10 protein-coding genes and 1 pseudogene are annotated in these 14,461 nt (G+C 63.9%); 6 read left to right on the top strand and 5 right to left on the bottom strand.

Features of this window, described 5'->3' with window-relative positions; genetic code table 11:
• The first annotated feature begins 25 nt into the window (after nucleotides 1-25).
• From AWY79_RS04135 to AWY79_RS04145, 4 genes and pseudogenes are all read left to right on the top strand, one after another.
• Nucleotides 26-595 (top strand): class I SAM-dependent methyltransferase, encoded by a 570-nt coding sequence (locus AWY79_RS04135; protein ID WP_078063612.1) that lies wholly within the window; start codon nucleotides 26-28, stop codon nucleotides 593-595.
• Between the two features lie 311 nt (nucleotides 596-906).
• Nucleotides 907-2,184, top strand: a pseudogene (locus tag AWY79_RS04140) (RHS repeat domain-containing protein); the annotation flags it as partial.
• Nucleotides 2,185-2,239: 55 nt separating this feature from the next.
• Nucleotides 2,240-2,677: a hypothetical protein gene (locus tag AWY79_RS18640; protein WP_133987252.1), complete on the top strand. Its 438-nt coding sequence runs from the start codon at nucleotides 2,240-2,242 to the stop codon at nucleotides 2,675-2,677.
• 82 nt (nucleotides 2,678-2,759) lie between these two features.
• Nucleotides 2,760-3,185, top strand: a complete 426-nt coding sequence (locus AWY79_RS04145; RefSeq protein WP_233490998.1) for a hypothetical protein — start codon at nucleotides 2,760-2,762, stop codon at nucleotides 3,183-3,185.
• Nucleotides 3,186-3,727: 542 nt separating this feature from the next.
• Here AWY79_RS04145 and AWY79_RS04150 read toward each other — a convergent pair.
• The 4 genes from AWY79_RS04150 to AWY79_RS04165 all read right to left on the bottom strand — a co-directional run bounded on the left by AWY79_RS04150 (nucleotide 3,728) and on the right by AWY79_RS04165 (nucleotide 9,832).
• Nucleotides 3,728-5,629, bottom strand: coding sequence for a SurA N-terminal domain-containing protein (locus tag AWY79_RS04150; RefSeq protein WP_066800689.1), 1,902 nt, complete (start codon nucleotides 5,627-5,629; stop codon nucleotides 3,728-3,730).
• A gap of 64 nt (nucleotides 5,630-5,693) precedes the next feature.
• Nucleotides 5,694-7,616, bottom strand: a complete 1,923-nt coding sequence (locus AWY79_RS04155; RefSeq protein ID WP_066800692.1) for an aconitate hydratase — start codon at nucleotides 7,614-7,616, stop codon at nucleotides 5,694-5,696.
• Between the two features lie 133 nt (nucleotides 7,617-7,749).
• Entirely contained in the window at nucleotides 7,750-8,055 is a 306-nt protein-coding gene (locus AWY79_RS04160) for a hypothetical protein (RefSeq protein ID WP_066800694.1), read from the bottom strand.
• Nucleotides 8,024-9,832, bottom strand: a complete 1,809-nt coding sequence (locus AWY79_RS04165) for a chorismate mutase (protein ID WP_066800697.1) — start codon at nucleotides 9,830-9,832, stop codon at nucleotides 8,024-8,026. The genes AWY79_RS04160 and AWY79_RS04165 overlap by 32 nt, the downstream gene beginning before the upstream one ends.
• A 256-nt stretch (nucleotides 9,833-10,088) precedes the next feature.
• Between AWY79_RS04165 and AWY79_RS04170 the strand changes: the two genes are divergently transcribed.
• On the top strand, nucleotides 10,089-10,526 hold the full coding sequence (locus tag AWY79_RS04170) for a glycine zipper domain-containing protein (protein WP_066800699.1): 438 nt from the start codon (nucleotides 10,089-10,091) through the stop codon (nucleotides 10,524-10,526).
• Between the two features lie 393 nt (nucleotides 10,527-10,919).
• Nucleotides 10,920-13,601, top strand: coding sequence for a chemotaxis protein CheW (locus AWY79_RS04175; RefSeq protein ID WP_066800701.1), 2,682 nt, complete (start codon nucleotides 10,920-10,922; stop codon nucleotides 13,599-13,601).
• On the opposite strand, the gene AWY79_RS04180 is transcribed toward AWY79_RS04175, so the two are convergent.
• Nucleotides 13,540-14,382: a DMT family transporter gene (locus AWY79_RS04180; protein WP_066800703.1), complete on the bottom strand. Its 843-nt coding sequence runs from the start codon at nucleotides 14,380-14,382 to the stop codon at nucleotides 13,540-13,542. The two genes, AWY79_RS04175 and AWY79_RS04180, sit on opposite strands and share 62 nt — an antisense overlap.
• Between the last annotated feature and the right edge of the window lie 79 nt (nucleotides 14,383-14,461).

A 14,461-nucleotide genomic window follows, 5' to 3' on the forward strand; every position in this document is an offset into this window, starting at 1 on the left:
CTTCACCACCCCGTTCAGGCTCGACGTGTTCACCGAGCACGTCCCGGACAGGAACAGCCGTGTTCTGGATTTCGGCTGCGGCTACGGCCGGGTCATGGTCGAGTTGGACCGGGCCGGATACGCCGCCCTGACCGGCATCGACTTTTCCGAGCCGCTGGTGGCGCGCGGTCGGGCCGAGAACCCCGGCCTGGACCTGAACGCCTATCCCGGCGGCCCCCTGCCCTATGCGGACGACACCTTTGACGCGGCGCTGATGATGGCCGTGTTCACCTGCATGACCGAGACCCGGATGCAGGCCCAGGCCCTGCTTGAGCTCAAGCGGGTGCTTCGGCCCGGCGGCGTGCTGTACGTCTGCGACTTCCTGCTCAACCGCGACCGGCGGAATCTGGACCGCTATCAGGTCGGGCAGGAGAAGTACGGGATTTACGGGATTTTCGACGTCGAGGACGGCGGGGTGTTGCGGCACCATGACCGCAACCACATGGAGGCGTTGTTCTCCGGGTTCGAGACGTTGTCCTTTGAGGAGGACATCTTCGAGACCATGCACGGGCACCATTCGGAAGGGTTTCACGCCGTGGTGAAGATGCCTTCGTAACGGTGGGATTCAGACCACGATTCTGGGGAGGAGCGTCGGCGACGGCTCTCCTCTCCCTCGCCTCCGGCGGTCCCCCCGGACGAAGCACCCCGTCAAGTTGATTTTTTATGCTTATCGCCCGCTTTCAAGCGACATTTTTCGACAAACCGGGGTGTTGGCGAAAACCAGAGGCATGCTGGCCCGGATTCCCGGAGACGACCTTCGGGAACGAAACCGAGGAGGTCAACATGACTCCGCCATATTTCTGTGAAACCAGGCGCGGCCCGGATGGCCGCATTGTCGAGTAAACCGAGACGGTCCGGGAGCGCAAGTCCACCTGGACCTACGAGTACGACGAGGCCGGGCGGCTGACCAAGGCCCAGCTCGACGGTCGGCTCATCTGCCAGTGCTGGTACGACCGCGAAGGCCGCCGGGTGCGGGACTACCTGCCCGCCACCGCCGGGGCCAACTACCGGGAGTACCAGTACACCCAGGACAACCGGCAGATGCGCGCGGGTTCCGGCCAGTACTCCCACGACGAGCGCGGGTTCAGGTCCATTTGGTCGGCCAGGGGCGTGTACACCCTGTACGAGTACGCGCCGGACTACCGGCTGCTCAAGGCCGAGGAGGAGGACCGGGACAAAGCCTTCACCTTCCGCCACGACGAGGACGGGCAGCGCACGGCCAAGTACCTGAACGGGGAGCTTGCGGAGGCGTACCAGTGGCTCGATTTCGTGCGCTTGGCCGGGTTCCACGACGGCCAGCACGGTTACGAATTCGCCTACCGCGACGGCGAGCGCACCCCCTTTGCCATGCGCCGGGACGACGGGACCGTGGCCGGGCTGTTTTACGACCAGGTCGGCTCCCTGCGCCTGGTTGTGGACATGCACGACAACGTGATAAAGGAAATCGTGTACGACCCGTTCGGCGGGATCATCGAGGACACCAACCCGGGCTTCCGCATCCCGCTCGGCTTCGCGGGCGGCCTGCACGACCGGGACCTGGGTTTTGTCCGCTTCGGCTGGAGAGATTACGACGTCAAGACCGGCAGATGGACCGCGCCTGATCCGATTGGGGAGAAAGGCGGTGACCCGGACTGGTACGGGTACTGCCTCGACGACCCCGTGAACGGGGTGGACCCGGCGGGGTTGGAAACCAAGGGAAGCGGCATATCCGCATCTCTGGATGGCTTCGGTGGAAGCATAGGAGGAGGGGCGGCCTATGTTACTGACGACAAAGGAGCATCCGGGGTCGAACTCTTCCTGGACTATGGGGCGTCTTCCGGATGGGACCTGTCAGGAGAAGCCTTTCACCAGCAAACAAATGCTGCAGACATAGACCAGTTGGAAGGAACCTCAAACAAAGCAGGCGGGAAAATCGCCGCCCCCGTTTTGGGAGTTAAGCCGGAGATTGGCGGGGAAGCGGTCAAGGGGGAAGGCTATACCGGAAAATCAGCGAGTGTCGGAGTAAGCGCAGGATGGTCGCCGCCTCTGGAGACGCATGTAAAACAAGAAAAAAGCCTCGTCATCAGGAACCCATTTTCAAAATTCGGCGATTGGTATGACGGTCAGATTCGGAAAAGGATGGACGAACGCTTTGGTACAAAATGAGGTACCCGTTAGGAAAAGAGGCCGGGAGAAAGCTCTCCCGGCCTTCGGAGGACAAATGCAGGAAAGAATTCGCGTCCTGTTTTCAGTGTGGTTTCTCAGGATATTTCTTTTTGCCTTCGGGGCGAGTTGTCTTTTCTTTGGGCTGATTTCATTGCCGACAACCATTTTTGCAATTCTTTTTTTCCCTGTCGGCCTCTTTGTATTTCGTGTTGTTGTCCGCATCGTCCTTCCGACGTACTATCGACCCGGTTGTATTGAATGCCGGTCCCTGTTTGGAAAAGGGACAATATCTTTTGACGACATTCGCTATGCCAGGGTCTGGCAGGCGAGCTACACCGACATGGCGGTAAAAAACGTCATTATAGTGCTCCCCGGTTTTTTGAATTTCTATTACCTCCTGAGCACAAGGGAAAACAACCTTGTCAAGGAGCTGAATGCACATAGCATCAAGAAACGACCGATGTTTTTCTCATCAGAGGTACATTTGGAATAAATCATGTAATGAGACCGCGCCCGACCCCATCGGGGAGAAATGCGGTGACCCGGACTGGTACGGGTATTGTCTGGATGACCCGGTGAACGGGGCAGACCCGGCGGGGCTGTTGCCGTTTCTCCTGCCCTTTGCGGCAGGCATGGCCGGTGCTACCGCCATCAGCGCCACTGGATCATACTTGGCGGCCAAGGCCACTGATTGGCTCGGCAAAAAGACCGACAAGGATTACGGCAAGGACAAACCGACCGCCACCGTGGGCGTCCATGATGCCATGGGCAAGGTGATCGGGATCAATTCCGGTATTGTCAGTGCAGCAGGTGCGGCAAAGGCGGCACCTGCGGGTGCGGCGACAGTGATGCGAAATCCGGATAAGCTGGCAGCAGGTTCGAAAGCTGCGTCGGACTTTGCCAATGGCCTTGTAGACGGCCCTCCCCCACAAAGTGCAGCCGGCGGCGCAGGTGCTTTTACCAAGGGGATTTATGATTGGTACAAACAGAATCGGAGATGAAATGCGTGTAAAAATATGGGAATGGATTCTGAGTATCCTCATGGTTTTCTATGGTCTTTCCATGATTCGAACGGGGGTTTACACATTGTATGGAATTCCCATGTTTCCACTGGCGGCTTATGCAATGACAGCGGTAGGTATTGCGATTCCTATTCTGGCTTGGGTCTTCCGTTCACCATCCCGCACGAAAAGTGACTAATCAAAACAAAAGTCCCTGAAGCCTGGCTGAGGGAGCTTTACCTTCTTTGTCTGGTTGGAATGGGCTGCTTCGGCAGCCCTTTCTTTTTTCCGTTGTTTGTATCGCCCAAAAAGGCGTTTCCAGAAGCTTGCCAAATTCGCCCGGACGGGGTCGTGGCGCGGCCTTCGAGCGGGACTCGGGTGCATGTCCGTTCGCGGACCCCGCGCAAGCGGCGCTAAAAAGTTTGGGAGGGGGGTCCAGGGGGGAACCATTTTCAAAGGGTTCCCCCCTGGCCGCCGGAGGTGAACAAAAAAGGGCGCTCCGTTTGGAGCGCCCTTTTTAGTTGTCGTATGCGATCGCCCGGCTACTGGAGCAGATCGGGGCGGGCGATGTTGATGTCCGCGTTTTTGCTCAGGTCGTCCATGAAGGCGGCCAGGGTTTCGCGGCGGTAGTTGTCGTTGGCCTGCTGGAGCCAGAACTCGCGCTGTTCCTTCCAGGTCTCGTCCGAGGCCGGGATGTGCTTGTTCAGGCGGGCGACGACGACCAGGCCGCCGGGCATGGTGTAGGGGAACTTGAGCCAGCTGGTGTCCTTGGCCTCGAACACGGCCTTGGTCAGGGGCACGGAGCGGCCCAGGTCCGGGATGTTGCCCTGGCGGTCGAAGGGCTCGGAGGTCTTGATGCGCGAGGCATAGGTCTTGGCCGCTGCCTCGGCGTCGGGGCCGGTCAGGGCGGCGACGATCTTCTCGGCCTCCTGCTCGGCCAGCTTGGTGCCCTTCTGGTCCTTGAGGGTGTTGAGGATGGACGGCTTGACCAGCTCCAGGTCCATGAGGGTGGACGGGATGTCCTCGACCTTCTCCACCAGCATGTAGCCGCCGGTGATGGCCACGGGGCTCTTCTGGGCCGCGCCGGGGGCCAGGGCCTCGACGGACTTGGCGGCCTCCGGGGTCATGCCCAGGATCTGGGCCAGGAACTGGGCGGGCATGGGCTCGGTGGTGGTCGGCTCCACGCCGATCTCGGCGGCGATGGCCGTGATGTCCATGCCGGACACGAGGCGGTCCATGGACTGGTCGAGCAGCTCGTTGATCTTCTCGGAAGCCTTTTCCTCGGCGATCAAGCCCTTGATCTCGTCCTTGGCCTCGTCCAGGGTCTTGACGGTGCCTTCCTTCTTGTCCTCGACCAGGATGACGTGCCAGCCGAACCGGGTCTTGACCGGCTCGGAGATGTCGCCCTTGTTCAGGGCGAAGGCGGCCTCTTCGAAGGCGGGCACCATGGCGCCGCGTCCGAACCAGCCCAGCTCGCCGCCGTCGGGGCCGCTGGGGCCGTCGGAATTCTCCACGGCCAGGGCCGCGAAGTCTTCGCCCGCCTTGGCTCGGGCGTAAATCTTGTCGATGCGCTCCTTGGCCTTCTCCTTGACCTCGGCGGGGTCGGAGTCCTTGACCATGACCAGGATGTGGCGGGCCTTGACCTGCTCCGGCTCCTGCATCTTGTCCTTGTTGGCCTCGAAATAGGCCTTGATCTCATCACTGGAAACGGTCTGGTACTTGGCCAGGGCAGCCGGGGTGAAGGCCACGTAGCGCAGGGTGACCTGCGGCGGGATCATGTACTTGTCCTGGTTGGCCTTGAAGTATTCCTCGACCTCGGCGTCGGAGACCTGGACCTGGTCGTAGTAGTCGGCGGGGGCCACGGCCACGTAGTCGATGGTGGCCTGCTCGCCGACCCAGTCGTAGAGCTGGCGGGCCTGGGCCTCGGACACGTCGGCCGGGGCGGCCACGGCTTCCTGGACCTTGTCGATGGTCAGTTCCTGGCGGTAGTCGGCCTCGAACTGGGAAGGGGTCATGCGGATGCCGCGCAGGGCCGACTGGTAGACGTCCTTGCTGAACACGCCGTTGGCGTCCTTGAACATGGGCTGGGCCGCGATGCCCGCCGAGACTTCGGCGTCGGAGGCGCGGATGCCGAGCTTTTCGGCTTCGGCCAGCAGGAGCTTGCGGCTGATCAGTTCGCCGAGGATCATCTGCTTGAACTCGGGGGTCTTGATCTGGGCCTGGTCCAGGTCCGGGTTGGAGCGGCGGATGTTTTCGGACGCGCGCTGGTACATCTGTTCGAACTCGGCGCGGGTGATGACCTGGCCGTTGACCGTGGCCAGGGCCGGGTCGCCGCTGGAGTTCAGCCCGGACATGCCGAAGGCGAAGATGAAGATGAAGATGATGACGGCGAAGAGTATCTTGATGATCCAGCCGGACGCATTCTCGCGCATTATTTCTAACATTTCTGCTCCGATAGCTGTGATGAAAGGCGGCTCCCCGTCCCGGGGAGCCACCGTTGTTCCGATGTTAGGACTTGCCTTCCCGAACGGCGTTCAGGAGACCACCTGCCTGGATAATCTCCAGTTCCTTTTTGGTCAAATCATTTGTTACCGGGACGGTTGCGCCGTCGCCGGTGACGAGGTTCACGGTCCCGCCGGGGGTGATCTCCGAGGCCGGGATGGTCAGGTCGGTGCCCAGCTCCATGCGGTCGTAGTCCTCGGGATTGGCCAGCAGCAGCGGCAGGATGCCGAAGTTGACCAGGTTGGCGCGGTGGATGCGGGCCAGGGACTTGACGATGACCGCCTTGACGCCGAGGTGGCGCGGGCCGAGCGCCGCGTGCTCGCGGCTGGACCCCTGGCCGTAGTTCTCGCCGCCCAGGATGACGCCCTTGCCGTGCTCCTTCATGCGGCCCACGAACCCTTCGTCCACGCGGGAGAAGATGTACTCGCTGATGGCCGGGATGTTGGACCTGAGCGCGGTGATCTGCGCGCCGGCGGGCAGGATGTGGTCGGTGGTGATGTTGTCCTCGACCTTGAGCAGGACCTTGGCCTCAATGGTTCCGGGCAGCTTGTCGAAGTCCTCCAGGGCCACGATGTTGGGTCCGCGCAGGACCTCGACCGAGGAGCCGTCCTCGGGCGGGAACACGAACAGGTCGCGGATGGACGGCACGTCTTCGGGCAGGGAAACGCGCTCCGGGGCCGGGCCCCAGGTGGCGGGGTCGGTGAACTCGCCGTCCAGGGCGAGGCGCGCGGCGGTCTGGGCGGAGGCCAGGTAGACCTGCCCGTCCTGGGTGCCGGAGCGGCCTTCGAAATTGCGGTTGAAGGTGCGCACGGACACGCCCGCCGAGATCGGGGAGCCGCCCATGCCGATGCACGGGCCGCAGGAACATTCGAGCAGGCGCGCGCCCGCATCCAGCAGCGGCTCGATGAGCCCTTCGCGGGCGAGCATCTTCATGACCTGTTTGGAGCCGGGGGAGATCAGCAGGTCGGTCTCGGGCGGGGTCATTTTGCCGGACAGGATCTGGGCGGTGTTCTTGAGGTCGGAGTAGGAGGAGTTGGTGCACGAGCCGATGGCCACCTGGTCGATCTTCTTGCCCGCCAGCTCCTTCACCTTGCAGACCTGGTCCGGCATGTGCGGCTGGGCCACCAGCGGCTCCAGGGCGGTGAGGTCGATGGTGATGACGTCGTCGTATTCGGCGTCGGCGTCGGCGATCAGTTCCATCCAGTCCCCTTCGCGGCCCATCTTGGCCAGGAACAGGCGGGTGGTCTCGTCGGACGGGAAGATGGAGGTGGTCGCGCCGAGTTCCGCGCCCATGTTGGTGATGGTCGCGCGGTCCGGGACGGACAGCGAGGCCACGCCGGGACCGGCGTATTCGAAGACCTTGCCCACGCCGCCCTTGACGGTCAGTCGGCGGAGCAGCTCGAGGATGACGTCCTTGCCCTGGGCCCAGCCGGTCAGTTCGCCGGTCAGTTCGACCTTGACCACCTGGGGCATGGGGATGAAGTACGGCTCGCCCGCCATGGCCAGGGCCACGGACAGGCCGCCCGCGCCCATGGCCATGGACCCGATGCCGCCCGCGGTGGGGGTGTGGGAGTCCGAGCCGATGAGCGTCGCGCCGGGTTTGGCGAAGTTCTCCAGGTGCAGCTGGTGGCAGATGCCGGTTCCGGCGGGCGAGAAGACCGCGCCGGACTTGGCGGCCACGGTGCGCAGGAAGCGGTGGTCGTCGGGGTTGCGGAAACCCATCTGGAGGGTGTTGTGGTCCACGTAGCTGACGGACAGGTCCGTGCGGACCCGGCCGATGCCGATGGCCTCGTACTGGAGCCAGGCCATGGTGCCGGTGGCGTCCTGGGTCAGGGTCTGGTCGATGCGCAACCCAACTTCCCTGCCGGGGACCATTTCCCCGGAAACAAGGTGTTTCTCGATGATCTTGCGGGTGATGTTCTTGCCCATGCTCTCTCCTGGAATACGCAATAAGGTCTCTCTCAACGACCGTCCGTGCGGTTCCGGTCCGGGGCTCTCATTCCCCGGACCCCGCCTCGGGCGGGACAATCCTTATCCGAAAACGGGCCGTTCCGAAGTCTGATCAGAACAGGAAGCCGTTCGTGAGGCCCTCGGACGGTTCCATGTCCGAGATGCCGAGGTTGATGCGGTTGATCTTGTTGGTCCTGAACTGGATTTCCACTTCCAGCCGCAGCTTGTCCTGCTGCAGCCGGAAGATTTCCTCGTGGTGGAAGACGCCGTTTTTGGGGTCTTCGGCGGCCATCATCTCGCGCACGGCCAGCTTGGTCCGCTCCAGTTCCAGGGTGAGCTGGGCCACCTCCGCCTCAAGGACGTTGATGTCGTCGCTCAGCCGTTTTTCACCGGATTTTGATTCTTCTGCGGGTGTCATCTTTCTTCTCGCGCTCCGGTTTGGGTTTCATCTTGCCGGTGGGCAGGGAGTTGTAGAAGTTCCAGAACTCGGGCCAGGTGGCGGTCACCTCGCCGTGGTTCTCCAGGACGATGCCGGGAACGGCGTAGGCGGCCAGGGCGCAGCCCATGGACCAGACCGGGTCCGGGGAGAACCAGGTGCCGTCCCACTGCCGGGAGCCGGGCTTCAGCTCCACCACGTCGCCGTCCACCTCGTAGCTCGCACCCAGGCGGTCGAGCAGTTCGAGGGCCACCTCGTTGTCCGCGCCGGTGATCCGGGCTTTGCCGACCTTGAGGGCCAGGGCCAGGGCCAGGGGCATGAGGTCCGGGTAGGCGCCGATGGTGATGTCCGCGGATTCGGGCAGCTCGCCCTCCATGGTCGCGATCAGGTTCTCGGTGGCCACGTCCACGCGCAGCCCCAGGGCGCGGAGCTGCTCCAGCACGGCGTCGGCCTGCTCGGACTTGGGCCAAGCGCCGTCCACGTTGATCCGGCCGCCGCTCAGCACGGGCAGGGCCAGGAGCATGGAGCCGAGGCGCACGGACAGGGGCAGCAGCGGCTGCGGATCGATGGCCGGGATGCCGTCGGGCACGGTGACCGAGTCCTTGCCGAGCTTGGCCTCGATGCCGCACTCGCTCAGCACGGCCACGGCCTCGGCCACGCGGGAGCGGGACTCGCGGGTCAGGCCGCCGATGGTCAGTCCGCCGGGGAAGGACCACGCGGCCAGGGTCAGGGCGGCCGCGAAATCCGGGTCCAGGCCGCCGGGCAGGGTCACGGACTCTTCCATGACGCCGCCGCATTCGAGGCGCACGGGCAGGCCGGGGTTGTTCGGGTTCATGGGCACCACGCGGGCGCCCAGGGAGGGCAGCACCTTGTTCAGGGCCGACGCGTCCAGGAGCTGCAGGCCGGGCTTGCCGGTGAACTTGCACCGTCCGGCATGGCCGAGGGCCAGGCAGAGCAGCATGTAAAAGTTGAACGGGTCCTCGCCCACGAAGACCATCTTGCCTTCGAACTCCAGGGTCTTGCCGCCCTCGTTGCGGATGAAGTCGTCGTCCCAGTTGATGGGCGCGTCCACCTGCTTCAGGGCCTTGGCCAGATCCTTGTTCGGGGCGTTCATGGTCACCGGGGCCAGGGTGATGGGCGTGCCCGCGCTGGCGGCCATGGCCAGCATCATGCGGGTGTGGCGGAAGGAGCGCGGCCCGGTGATGCCCGCGCTGACGGGCTCCACGCGCGGCGCGAGCTTGTAGCCCTCGCCTTCGAATTTCTTGCGGATGTCGGCCAGGGAGAACTGGTTGAGCAGGGTGAAGAGCTGCTTGGACAGCTTGGCGTCCAGGCCCATGCGGCCCGCGGCCTGGTCAAAGGAGCCGCGCAGCAGCTTCTCCAGCTTGGGGTCCACCAGGGATTTCTGCCGGGACTTGCGCCACGCCCCTTCCTTGCGGATGAGGTAGGCGCGCTTCTCCAGCAGGCCGAGAATCTGGTTGTCGATGTCGGAGATGTCGTCGAAGCGGTGTCCGGCGACCTTTTCGGACTTGTCGGGCGCGTCGAAGTCGACCTGTGTCGGCTCGGGCCGACGGCCGAAGAAGTCGCGTCCGCCGCGCTTGGGGCCGCGCTTGTCGAACTTGCGCGGGCCGCGCCGGTCGTCGCGCACCGGGCGGGCGGGAGCATTGTTGTCGGGAGAGGTGGTTCGGGCGGCCGGGCGGCCGTCTTCGCGGCGCTGGTCCGGGTAGGGACCGCCGTTGTCGTCTTTGCGGATCTTGATCATCGTCTTTCCGTCTTCCTTATAAATGATATGGGTCCCCGAAAAAACGGGGAAAGGCTTCTCTAGCCCGAAAGCGCGCGATATGCAAGCGGCCCGTGGCTTCCCGGCCCGGAATGGCGCGAACCATGCGGTTGCGCTGGACATTGTCGGCGGCAAGGGGCAGAGTACTAGAGTCGGATACCGCTTCCGCGCGACCGTCCGTTGAGGCGGGCGGCCCCGGCAAAAGACGATAACGCACCTGATTTCATGGAGGTACGCCATGCGTAAACTGTTGATAGCGACCGTGTTGACCTGCTTTGTGGCGGCGGGCTACGGCTGCGCCACCAAGGCCCAGCAGGGCGCGACCGTGGGCGGCCTGGCCGGCGCGACCATCGGCGCGCTGACGTTCAAGAACAAGCTCCTCGGCGCTGCCGTGGGCGCGGGCGTGGGCACGCTCTTCGGCTACATCGTGGGCAACGAATGGGACAAGCACGACGAGGCCCAGGTCCAGAGGACCCTGGAGACCGGAAAGTCCGATCAGCCGCAGAAGTGGACCAACCCGGACACCGGCGCGTCCTATTCGGCCACCCCCAGCCCGCCGTACATGGCCGAGAACAAGGTCTACCGCGACGTCTACATCAAGGACGAAAAGGACGGCGACACGATTATGGCCAAGGCCTGGCGTGACGACAAGGGCGTCTGGCACCTGAAGGAATAGCCGCCCCATCCGAAAAGAACCCCACGGGGAACCGCGCAACAGCGTCGGTTCCCCTTTTTTTGTCCCTCCAGCCCTTTTCCCGGTCCCGCCGGTTCCTTCGCCACTGACGGGCTGCGTCCCGCCCCGGCCGCGTCCCGCCCCGGCTGCGTCCATGTCCTGGCCGCGTCCATGTCCTGGCCGCACCTGTTCCTCGTTCCGAATCCCTTTCTGGGTCCGCCCGGCCAGACCGTCTGCGGCAGCGGGAAAAACCGTGCGCAAAACAGCTATATGGGCATGGACTGAATGGATGAACAGTGCTAGACGGAATTACTATTTTGGGGAATTGCGTATAAGATGATTCATTTTTGAAGGTAAAAATTACCCTTTTTGTAATTTAAACAAGGTAACAGTGGCATGTCTGACGTATTGCAATACAAGGATGTTGAAATTCCTTCGGAGCTGGTCGGCCTGATCAACCACATGGCGGATGTGGAAGGGTATCGGGATGAATTGCATAATCTCGGCAATCAGTGGGATTTGCTGACCATCCTTGGGCAGATGAGCGGGACCGGCACGGACATGACCGGCACGCGGAAGGGGTTCCAGGTGCTGACCTCCGAGCTGTTGAGCCAGCTCGGGCTGGAGACCTTGAAAAAAACCACCCAGGAGATCGCGGGCAAGGCCCAGGTGGCGGTGGACATCGTCATCCGCAACCTGTTCGAGCGTACTGCGGACATCGGGTTCCTGGCCACGGACGACGACATCCGGGATTGTCTGCGGGTGGCGGCCGATCTCGGCGGCCAGTTGGCGTCGCTGGAGCCGGAGTCCGCCCAGGCCGTGGAGATCGGGGAGCTGCTCGACACCCGGGTGGAGCGGATCGTGGCCCGGTTCCAGGAATACGTGGCCAAGTATTCCGTGTATTTCAACATCATCCTGATGAACACCGAGGGCGAGGTGGTGGCCCAGCTCGACCAGGCCAACGACATCAGACGGTCGACCGACCCGCTGGTGGAAGAGTCGCTGTCCACCGCCGGGGAGTACGTGGAAGTCTTCCGCGAAAGCGACCTGCTCAAGGGGCAGGGCGATTCGCTGATCTACGCCTACCGCGTGACCGAGTCCAACGACCCGGAGTCCGCGCCCCTCGGGGTGCTCTGCCTCTGTTTCCGGTTCCAGAACGAGATGGAAGGGGTGTTCCGCAACCTGGGCGGGGATTCCGGCTGGTCGGTGATCACCCTCCTGGACCGCTCCGGGAGGGTCATCGCCAGCAGCGACGTGTATCACATCCCGCTGGGCGCGGTGCTCGACTTCGACCATGAGGCCGGGTTCAAGGTCATGCGTTTCGCCGGGCGGGAGTATCTGGCCAAGACCTGCGCCACCAAGGGCTATCAGGGTTTCCACGGCCTGGGCTGGTACGGCCACGTGATGATTCCGCTGGAGTACGCCTTCAACCAGTCCGGGGGGACCGAGCTGCGGCAACGGGTGGACACGGCCATCCTGGAGGCGGTCATGAACGACCCCCGGCTGTTCTCGGAGAAGCTGCGCTCCATTCCGCTCCAGGCCGAGCACATCCAGCGCGAGCTGGAGCGCACGGTCTGGAACGGCAACGTGCGCGAGAGCGACGCCCAGTCCAAGGTCCTGCTGTGGAACATCTCGGACGCGGGCGCGCGGACCAAGATGGTCTTCGAGCAGTCCATCGGCAACCTGCACGAGACCGTGGTCAGCAGCATCCTCAACGACGTGGAGTTCCAGGCCTCCCTGGCCGTGGACATCATGGACCGCAACCTCTACGAGCGGGCCAACGACTGCCGCTGGTGGGCGCTCACCTCGGCCTTTCGCAAGATTCTGTCCCAACGCGACATTTCCACCCTGGACGCCGAGACCATCGGCTCCATCCTGGTCTACATCAACGGGCTGTACACGGTGTACACCAACCTCTACGTGTACGACGCGCGCGGCAAGATCCTGGCGGTCTCGGACCCGGCCCAGTCGCGCCTGGTCGGGACCATGCTGACCGACGACCTGAGCCACCACACCCTGATGCTCGACAACTCCCAGGACTATGCGGTCTCGCCCTTCGAGGCCACGCCGCTGTATGAGGGACGGCACACCTACGTCTACGGGGCGGCCATCTCGGACATAGCCCGGCCCGACCGGGTGGTCGGCGGCATCGGCATCGTCTTCGACTCCGAGCCGCAGTTCCGCGAGATGCTCCTGGACTCCCTGCCCCGGGACCAGAAGGGCGACGTCCCTGACGGGTGCTTCGGCGCGTTCGTGGACCGCAAGGGGCGGATCATCAGTTCCACTTCCCCGCGCTTCGAGGCCGGGGACAGCCTGGGCGTGAACGGCGAGTTCCTGCGGTTGCGCAACGGCCGGGGGACCTCGCGGATCATCGAGTTCGACGGCTCCTACTACGCGGTGGGGGCCAAGGTCAGCGCGGGCTATCGCGAGTTCAAGGTGGACGACGGGTACGTCAACGACGTGCTCGGCATGGTCTTCGTGCCCCTGGCCGAGGTCTCGGAGCGCAAGAAGAGCGTGGTCCGCCGCCGCGAGATCGGCATGGGCGTGAGCCACAAGCGGGCCACGGGCGCGGACTGCATCGAGCTGGCCACCTTCTACATCGGCGACAAGTGGCTGGGCATCAACGCCGTGCACGTGGACGAGGCCGTGACCTCCGAGGGGTTGACCACCATTCCGGGGTCCCCCGATTACGTCATCGGCAAGTTCGTCTACAACGACGAGCTGATCACGGTCATCGACATCCGCACGCAGCTGCGGCTGCCCAAGGTCCGGTTCGACCGCAACGCGCCCATCGTGGTGGTCCGGGCGGATTCGGCGCACATCGGCATCGTGGTCGACGCCCTGGGCGAAATCCCGGAGATCTGCATGGACCGCGTGGACAAGGCCAACTCGGTGCTCGATTCGGGCAAGGGGTATGTGGATTGCATCATCAAGCCGGAGCTGCACAGCGACCAGAAGGAGCTGCTGGTGGTCATCGACCCGACCCGGCTGGTCCAGTCGCTGATCTGCAACGGGGTCAAGGACGGGACGGAAGACGAAGAGCGGGTCCAACCGCCCGCAACGTCACCGCGCCGATGACCACGATGCCGCCGGTCACCGCCCACGCGCCCGGCAGCTCGCCGTAGCCCACGGCCACGAGCAGGGGGTTGAGGATCGGCTCCAGCATCATGATCAGAATCGCCTCCAGCGCGCCGAGCCGCTTTATGGCCCAGGTATAGAGGGCCAGGGACACGCCTTGCTGGATGATCCCGAGATAGAGCAGCCCGGCCCAGCCGCTGCCGGACGGCGCGGCGGAGAACAGGAAGGGCAGCCCGCACACACCGGTCAGCAGGTGGCCGAGGATCACCGACTCCACGGGCGAGGCGTCCTTCTGGGCGCGCATGCACAGGGTGAACGCGGCGTAGGACATGCCGGTGCCCACGGCGATGATGTTGCCCCACAGCCCGGACGGCGAGAGGCGGTCCATGAAGAACAAACACATGCCGCCCACGGTCACCAGGATGAACAGCCAGTCGGACCGGCGCGTCTTCTCGCCCAGCAGCCGGGGCGCGAGCAGGGCCACATAGACCGGGGCGGTGTAGGCGAGCAGAATGGCGTTGGCCGAGGTGGTCAGTTTGGTGGCCGCCACATTGGTGATCAGCAGCCCGGCATACCCGGCCGCCGCGCCGAGGGCGATCCCCGAGAACCGGAACCGGAGCCGTCCCCGGAAGAGCACCGCCAGGGTCGCGGCCGCCAGCAGGGAACGCACCCCGGTGATGGCCATGGGGTTCCACTCCACCAGCTTGATGGCCAGCCCCCCGGAACTCCAGATCAGCGCCGTGGCCGCCATGAGCAATATGGCCTTTGACTTGTCGGGCATGGTCGTTTCCTGGTGCAGGAAAAACCCTTGGAAGACAAGCGGGAAATCCGGAGAACCGGTCGAAATCCTTCCCGAAGCG

Origin of the sequence: Pseudodesulfovibrio indicus (assembly GCF_001563225.1) — a bacterium.
Taxonomy (GTDB): Bacteria; Desulfobacterota; Desulfovibrionia; order Desulfovibrionales; family Desulfovibrionaceae; genus Pseudodesulfovibrio; species Pseudodesulfovibrio indicus.